A 7,037-nucleotide genomic window follows, 5' to 3' on the forward strand; every position below is an offset into this window, starting at 1 on the left:
CGCTACGGCCGCAACCTGATCGAGCGCGGCGAGCCTGAAAAGGCGCTGCCCTGGCTCGCGCAGGCGGCACCGAAAGCCTACGGCCTGAACCGGCTGGCCGTCGCACAGTACCGCGCCGATGCGCTGGTCAAGCTCGGCCGTCGCGATGAAGCGAAGATCGTTGTTGCCGAAGCGCTGAAAGCCAATGGTCCGTTCTTCCCCGAACAGGCTGCCAAGCTCAAGGCTGCCGTGGCGTAGGTCGCGCCGCGCCCGACAGCTGAACTCGCAAAGTCGGACGGAAGTCCGACCCACCAGACAAGCACCAGAAGCCCGATTCACCATGAACCCTGAAACCATCGCCCGCCTGCTGATCCGCTGCGACGACAAGCCCGGCATCGTCGCTGCCGCGACCACCTTCCTGTACCACCACGGCGCCAACATCACCGAACTGGATCAGCACTCGACCAGCCCGTCCGATGGCCAGCTGTTCATGCGCCTGGAGTTCCAGACGCCGGCGATCGACCTGCCGCGCGCAGCGCTCGAGCGGGCTTTCGCCGACACCGTCGCTGCCCAGTACCAGATGAACTGGCGGATGAGCTACGCCGCCGACAAGCCGCGTCTGGCGATCCTGGTGTCCGCGCACGATCACGCGGCGATGGAACTGCTGTGGCGCTGGCAGCGCGGCGAATTGCGCGTCGACATTCCCTGCGTGATCTCCAATCACGAAGCGCTGCGCAAGGCCGTGGAAGGCTTCGGCGTGACCTTTCATCACGTGCCGTTCGAGACCGCGACGCGCGCCGAGAGCGAAGCGGCGATGCAGAAGCTGCTGGTCGAGGCCAAGGCCGATTTCATCGTGCTGGCGCGTTACATGCGCATTCTCAGCGGTGATTTCGCAGCGGCCTGGCCATCGAAGATCATCAACATCCATCACTCCTTCCTGCCGGCCTTCGTTGGTGCCGATCCGTATCGGCAAGCCTACGAGCGCGGCGTCAAGATCATCGGCGCGACGGCCCATTACGTCACTGCCGATCTCGATCAGGGCCCGATCATCGAACAGGATGTGGCCCGCGTGTCGCACTCCGAAGGCATCGACGAACTGCGCCGCCTCGGCCGCGATCTCGAACGCCAGGTGCTGGCGCGCGCGGTGCGCTGGCATGTCGAGGACCGGATCATCGTCGACGGCAACAAGACGGTTGTCTTCAACTGATGGCCAGCGTCGCCGCCAAGGCCGCCGATCTGTTTTCCAAGCTCATCTACAGCAACGCGACGGTGTTCCGCCGCGCGATGAACCTGTACCGGCCGTTCCTCGGCGCCGGCATCCAGATCAGCCACGTGTCGAAGGATTTCCGCGAGATCGACGTGGTGCTGAAGAAGCTGCCGGGCAACGGCAATGCCTTCGGCACCCACTTTGGCGGCAGCCTGTACGCGATGGTCGACCCGTTCTACGTGCTGATGTTCGTCGCCGTGCTCGGCGAGGGCTATCTGGTCTGGGACAAGTCGGCGCGCATCGAATTCCTGCGCCCGGGCAAGGGCACGGTCAGCGCGAAATTTCGCTTGAGCGAAACCGATATCGCGGCTGCGAAGGAAGCTACCGCGACCGGTGCGAAATACCTGCCGGTGTTCCACGTCGAAGTGCTGGACGCGAAAGGCGAACTGGTCGCGAAGGTGGAAAAAGAGTTGTACATCCGCCGCAAGCCGGAGCGGAAGGCCAAGCCTGCTGCCTGACGAAGCTGCATAAAAAAGCCCTGTTTCCAGGGCTTTTTGTTGAATCGGCTCAGGCTCAGTCTTCCCAGTAGACCTTGGCCTTGCGATCCGCTTCGAGCTTGCCGAGCAGTTCCAGGTAGCGCTTCTCGATCTCGTTGCGACGCACTTTCATGGTCGGCGTCATCAGGCTGTTGTCGATCGTCCAGGCATCCTTGGTGACGACGATCTTGCAGATTTCCTCGTGCGGCTCAAGCGTTGCGTTGACCGACTTCATGGTCGCGATCAGCCCGGCTTCGATCTGCTCGCGCGGCAGCTTGCGGGCATCGGCGTTCAGCGACAGCACCAGCATCGGCTGGTACAGACCAGTGCCGACCAGACACATCTGCTCGACCGCCGTGTTGGTGCCGAACTTGCCCTCGATCGGCGCCGGGCTGACGTACTTGCCCTTCAGCGTCTTGAAGATTTCCTTCACGCGGCCGGTGATGAACAGATAGCCGTCGCTGTCGATGTGGCCCTTGTCGCCGGTGCGCAGCCAGCCATCGGCGGTGAACAGCTCGGCGGTCTTCTCCAGATCCTTGTAGTAGCCCGGCGTGTTGCCCGGATGCTTGCACTGGATCTCGCCGTCCTCGGCGATGCGCAGGCCGGCATCGACATAGGGCTTGCCGATCGAGCCGACCTTGTTCCGGCCCGGCAGATTGAGGCTGGCGTAGATCGAGTTCTCGGTCATGCCGTAGCCCTGCAGCACGTCGATGCCGAGCTTGGCGAACCATTCGATGATCGGCCGCGGCAACGGTGCTGCACCGGAGATCACCAGCCAGGCGCGATCGAGGCCCAGGCCCTTGCGGATCTTGCGGCGGATGAAGCCGGAGACGATCGGGATCGACAGCAGGCGATCGATCTTGGCCTGCGGCAGCTTTTTCAGGATGCCGCCCTGGATGCGGCTGTAGACCAGCGGCACGCCGTAGAAGCGGGTCGGGCGGACCATCGCCAGGGTCTGCGGCAGCTTTTCCAGCTCTTCGAGGAAATGCACCTGCGCGGGTAGATACAGGCTGGCGGTTTCGACCGCGCCGCGCTCGAAGGCATGGGCCAGCGGCAGATAGGACAGGAAGTGCTCGCCGCTGGCGACCGGCGGCTGATCACGCAGCACACCGGCGACGGTGAACGCCAGGTTGCGCGCAGTGATGATCACGCCCTTCGGATTGCCGGTGGTACCGGAGGTGTAGATCAGGCTCCAGACCTCATCCGCGCCGCGTTCCACCGGCGTCGCCAGGGGCTTGTTGGCCGCGATCAGCTGATCCCAGTTCTGCGCGCATTCGGCGACGCCGGGATAGGGCAGTGCGATGCGGACGACCTCGTCCGGCAGGGCGGCGAGAAAGCCGGCGGCATCCGGCATCGGGCCGATGAACGCGGCCTTGATGCCGGCGTGGCCGGCGATGAAGCGCACGGCGTCCACGCTCTGCTTCGGATACAGGCCGACGCCGATCAGGCCGGCGAGGCCGCAGGCGAAATCGGCCATGAACCAGTGCGCGTTGTTCATGCCGGTGAGGCCGACGGCATCGCCCGGCTTCAGGCCCATGGCGATCAGCGCCGAGGCCATGCGCCTGGCCTGCTCGGCCACTTCGGCCCAGGTGTAGCTGCGCCAGATGCCGTTCACGGGCTGGTGCAGATAGGGCTCGTTCGGCGTTTCGGCGGCACGCTTGAGGAGCTGTTGCACCGGATTCGGCAGCTGGGACATGAGGACTCTCGCAGTTAAGTACAGTTTTGCGCGCAGATGCTAACAAACGCCTCGCGCTGACGTTCCGGGCACAAATCGCCAGGACTGGCTTCGCCATCAAACAGCCGTTGCCGCGCTGCGATCCGTGAAACCATGCCGTTCCGCCACGCCTGACCGATCCCAGGAACCGCCAATGAAAAAGCTGCTGCTTGCCCTGCTGCTGGGCTTCGTCCTCGCGCTGCTTTTTCTTTGGCTCAAGCCGACCGTGGTCGACCCGGTGGCCTGGGTGGCACCGGTCGCGCCGAAGCTCGAAGGTCCGTATGCACCGAACACGATCCTGAAGGACGCGCAGCGTCTGCTGCTCGGCGTTGGCCTGGGCCCGGAAGGTGTCGCGGTCGATGCCAGCGGTGCGATCTACGTCGGTTATGAAGACGGCCGCATCGTGCGCCTGGCACCCGAAGGCAATCGTTATCGCGAAGTCGCCAACACCGGTGGCCGGCCGTTGGGCATCGTTGCCGAAGCCGATGGCAGCCTGCTGGTGGCCGACGCGGACCGAGGCTTGCTGAGCATCGATCCGAAGGGCGTGATCATTCCGCTGAGCCAGAGTGCCGGTGCTGTGCCGCTGGGCTTCACCGACGACGTCGACCACCGGGCCGGTGACACGCTGGCGTTCTTCACCGATGCCTCGACCAAGTTCCCGAATCCGCATTACTTGCTCGACATCCTCGAACATCGCCCGCACGGCCGGGTGATCGTGCAGGACCTCGCCAGGCAGCAGTCCGCAGTGCTGTTCGAAGACCTGTACTTCGCCAATGGCATCGCCGTCGGTCCTGATGGCGCGTGGTTGCTGGTCGCCGAAAGCGGCGCCTATCGCATCACCCGCTTCTGGTTGAAGGGACCGAAAGCCGGCAGCCGCGAAGTGTTCGCCGACAACCTGCCCGGCTTCCCGGACAACCTCAGCTTCAACGGCCGCGATCGCATCTGGGTGGCGCTGCCGAGCGTTCGCGATCCGGCGCTCGATGCCCTGAGCCCATGGCCAGGCGTGCGCAGGATGCTGGCCAATCTGCCGGCGCCGCTTCAGAACCTGCTCGGCTTTCACGGCACCCCGCATGCGTTCGTGCTCGGCTTCGATCTCGACGGCAAGCTGATCGCCAATCTGCAGTACCAGGCCGACGATGCCTATGCGCCGATCATGAGCGTCGAAGAGCATGGGCCATGGCTCTACTTCGGCTCCTTGTCGCAGCCTTCGATCGCCCGTCTGCCGCTGGAGCTTGCGGTGCCTGGCAGCGCGCCGCCGCCGGGTGGATGGCGACAGACGCTGGCGGTTCCGACTCGCGGCGACTGAGCGCGGCAATGAACGCCATGTCACCCTCTTGCGGATGAGCTGTGGAGTCTCCATTGAACAGCTTGTGTAGCCTTTCACAAGACCTTCACGAAACCTCTTGCTGCACGCTGCTGGCCCACGGATTGCGTTGTTGCAATTGGTCTTTTTCGCTCGTATACGTAGTCGTACCAAGCCTGATTCCAGTTCGGAGCAGGGGCGGTTGGTATCGCCTGTCAACACGGTGGAAAGCCGGGAACAGGCGGTCGACAACTAACGGCTGATGCCGGACGGCGCTGCCCCGCGAGCAGCGTCGCAAGCGAGAGGAGATGACAGCGATGATTCACGATCCCGTGAACGTGGTGGTGTGCCCGCGTGCGTCGTTCAGGCCGAAGACTCCAGTGGTGGTCATGGCAGCTGCCATGACGATGCTGGCAGCGCTACCGGCTTCCGCATTCCAGTTCGAACTCGGCCCGGTCCAGGGCAATCTCGACAACACCATTTCCTACGGCGCGCTGTGGCGCGCGCAGGGACGGTCCGACAGTCTCGTCGGCATCGCCAATGGCGGCTCTGCGCGTTCGGTGAATGGTGATGATGGCGATCTGAACTACGACGCCGGCGACATCGTCAACCAGGTCTTCCGTGCCACCCATGAACTGGAGTTGAAGTACGGCAGCGACCTCAGCCTGTTTGTCCGCGGCTCCGAGTTCTTCGATCTCCAGGTCGCCCAGGATCTCGACAACTTCGGCCCGCGTGGCCGCGACCGCCTGCAGATGCAGTATGAGTTGCTCGATGCCTTCCTCAGCGTCAGCGGCAAGCCCTTCGGTGACCGCACGACCAATGTCCGTATCGGCAACCAGGTGATCAACTGGGGCGAGTCGACATTCATCCAGAACGGCATCAACGCCACCAATCCGCTCGACATCCTGCGCCTGCGCGCGCCGGGCGCCGAGCTGCGTGAAGCCTTGCGGCCGACGCCGATGCTGTCGTTCTCGCAGGAACTGACCGATGCGGTGACCCTGGAAGGCTACGTCCAGGCGCGCTTCGACAACTTCCTGCTCGACCCGCGCGGCTCGTACTTCTCGACCACCGACATCGCCAGCGATGACGGCAATCGCGCCGTGGTGACCTTCGGCCGTCGCGATGACGATTTCAGCGGCAACCCGATCCCGCCGAGCAGCCCGGCTTATCCGACCACCCAGCAGCTTGGCCTCGGGCCGTTCGACCCGGCTGCCAGTGTCTGGGTGGGGCGCACCGGTGTCCGTGATCGTCCGAACGGCTTCGGCCAGTTCGGTGTCGCCACGCGCTACCTGGCCGACTGGCTCGGTTCCACCGAGTTCGGCGCCTATTACCTGCGCTATCACTCGCGGGTGCCGCTGGTCTCGGCGCTGAAATCGACGCATCCGAATCCGGGCAGCGGTACCACCTCGGTCCTGACGCCGACGCCGCTCGGTGCTGCCACTGGCCAGAACGGCAGCGCCGCGTACTTCCTCGAGTACCCGAAAAACATCGATCTGTTCGGCCTGTCGTTCAACACCCAGTTGCCGAACGGCATGGCGCTCCAGGGCGAGTACACCTATCGGCCGAACCTGCCGCTGCAGCGCGGTGCCACTGAACTGCTGATCGCCGCCCTCAACCTGCCGTCGAACTTCGCGGCCAACCCGGCCGACATCGCCGCCGGTGCCGAGATCCGCGGCTGGCAGCGAGTCAAGGCGCACCAGATCCAGACCACCGCGACGCAGGTGGTGCCGACCGTGCTCGGCGCCCAGCAGCTCGCGCTGGTCGGTGAGGTGGGCTACACCTTCCTCGATCTGCCCAGCGGCGTGCTCTTCGATGGTCCGGGCACGGCGCTGCCGGCGCTGCAGGCGTCAGCCAATGCGGCAGCCGGCGGTTCGATCCAGCACGGCGGCTATGCAACCCAGAGCTCCTGGGGTTATCGCGCCGTGGCCCGTCTCGATTATCTGAGCCTGATCGGCGCCATCAACGTATCGCCGCGCGCGGTGTTCTCGCATGACGTCAAGGGTGTCAGCCCGACCTTCAACGAAGGCGCGCAGGCGGCCACCGTTGGCGTCAACTTCAACTACCAGCAGGTCTACACGGTGGACGTCTCGTACACCTCGTTCTTCGGTGGTCGCAATTACTGCGGTGCCGACGATCAGACCAATCCGCTGCTGGCCGGCAGCAACGGCGCCGCCGCCGGCCAGCGTGCCGATTACTGCACTGCAGCCAATCCTCTGAAGGATCGCGATTTCATCGCCCTGACGATGACCTACGCGTTCTGAAGACCAGGAGCCCAAACATGAACAAGACCCCGAAACT

5 protein-coding genes and 1 pseudogene are annotated in these 7,037 nt (G+C 64.4%); 5 read left to right on the forward strand and 1 reads right to left on the reverse strand.

The annotated features are described in order from the left end of the window. The 3 genes and pseudogenes from Q0D45_RS19810 to Q0D45_RS19820 all read left to right on the forward strand — a co-directional run. Positions 1 to 237, forward strand: a pseudogene (locus Q0D45_RS19810) (tetratricopeptide repeat protein); the annotation flags it as partial. An 82-nt stretch (positions 238 to 319) separates the two neighbouring features. Next, a complete protein-coding gene (gene purU, locus Q0D45_RS19815; protein ID WP_293397117.1) occupies positions 320 to 1,186 on the forward strand; it encodes a formyltetrahydrofolate deformylase in 867 nt (288 codons plus the stop codon). Next, complete coding sequence (locus Q0D45_RS19820) at positions 1,186 to 1,704, forward strand: DUF4442 domain-containing protein (RefSeq protein ID WP_293397119.1); 519 nt, start codon at positions 1,186 to 1,188, stop codon at positions 1,702 to 1,704. The genes purU and Q0D45_RS19820 overlap by 1 nt, the downstream gene beginning before the upstream one ends. A 55-nt stretch (positions 1,705 to 1,759) precedes the next feature. Here Q0D45_RS19820 and Q0D45_RS19825 read toward each other — a convergent pair whose 3' ends face one another. Then, entirely contained in the window at positions 1,760 to 3,418 is a 1,659-nt protein-coding gene (locus Q0D45_RS19825) for an AMP-binding protein (RefSeq protein WP_293397121.1), read from the reverse strand. Positions 3,419 to 3,590: 172 nt separating this feature from the next. Here Q0D45_RS19825 and Q0D45_RS19830 point away from each other — a divergent pair, with 172 nt between their 5' ends. Both Q0D45_RS19830 and Q0D45_RS19835 read left to right on the forward strand, forming a co-directional pair. Then, complete coding sequence (locus Q0D45_RS19830; protein WP_293397123.1) at positions 3,591 to 4,742, forward strand: SMP-30/gluconolactonase/LRE family protein; 1,152 nt, start codon at positions 3,591 to 3,593, stop codon at positions 4,740 to 4,742. Positions 4,743 to 5,056: 314 nt separating this feature from the next. Beyond that, complete coding sequence (locus Q0D45_RS19835; protein ID WP_293397125.1) at positions 5,057 to 7,000, forward strand: DUF1302 domain-containing protein; 1,944 nt, start codon at positions 5,057 to 5,059, stop codon at positions 6,998 to 7,000. The last annotated feature ends 37 nt before the right edge of the window (positions 7,001 to 7,037 follow it).

The sequence above is a fragment of the Nevskia sp. genome, from assembly GCF_023266035.1.
Classification (GTDB): domain Bacteria; phylum Pseudomonadota; class Gammaproteobacteria; order Nevskiales; family Nevskiaceae; genus Nevskia.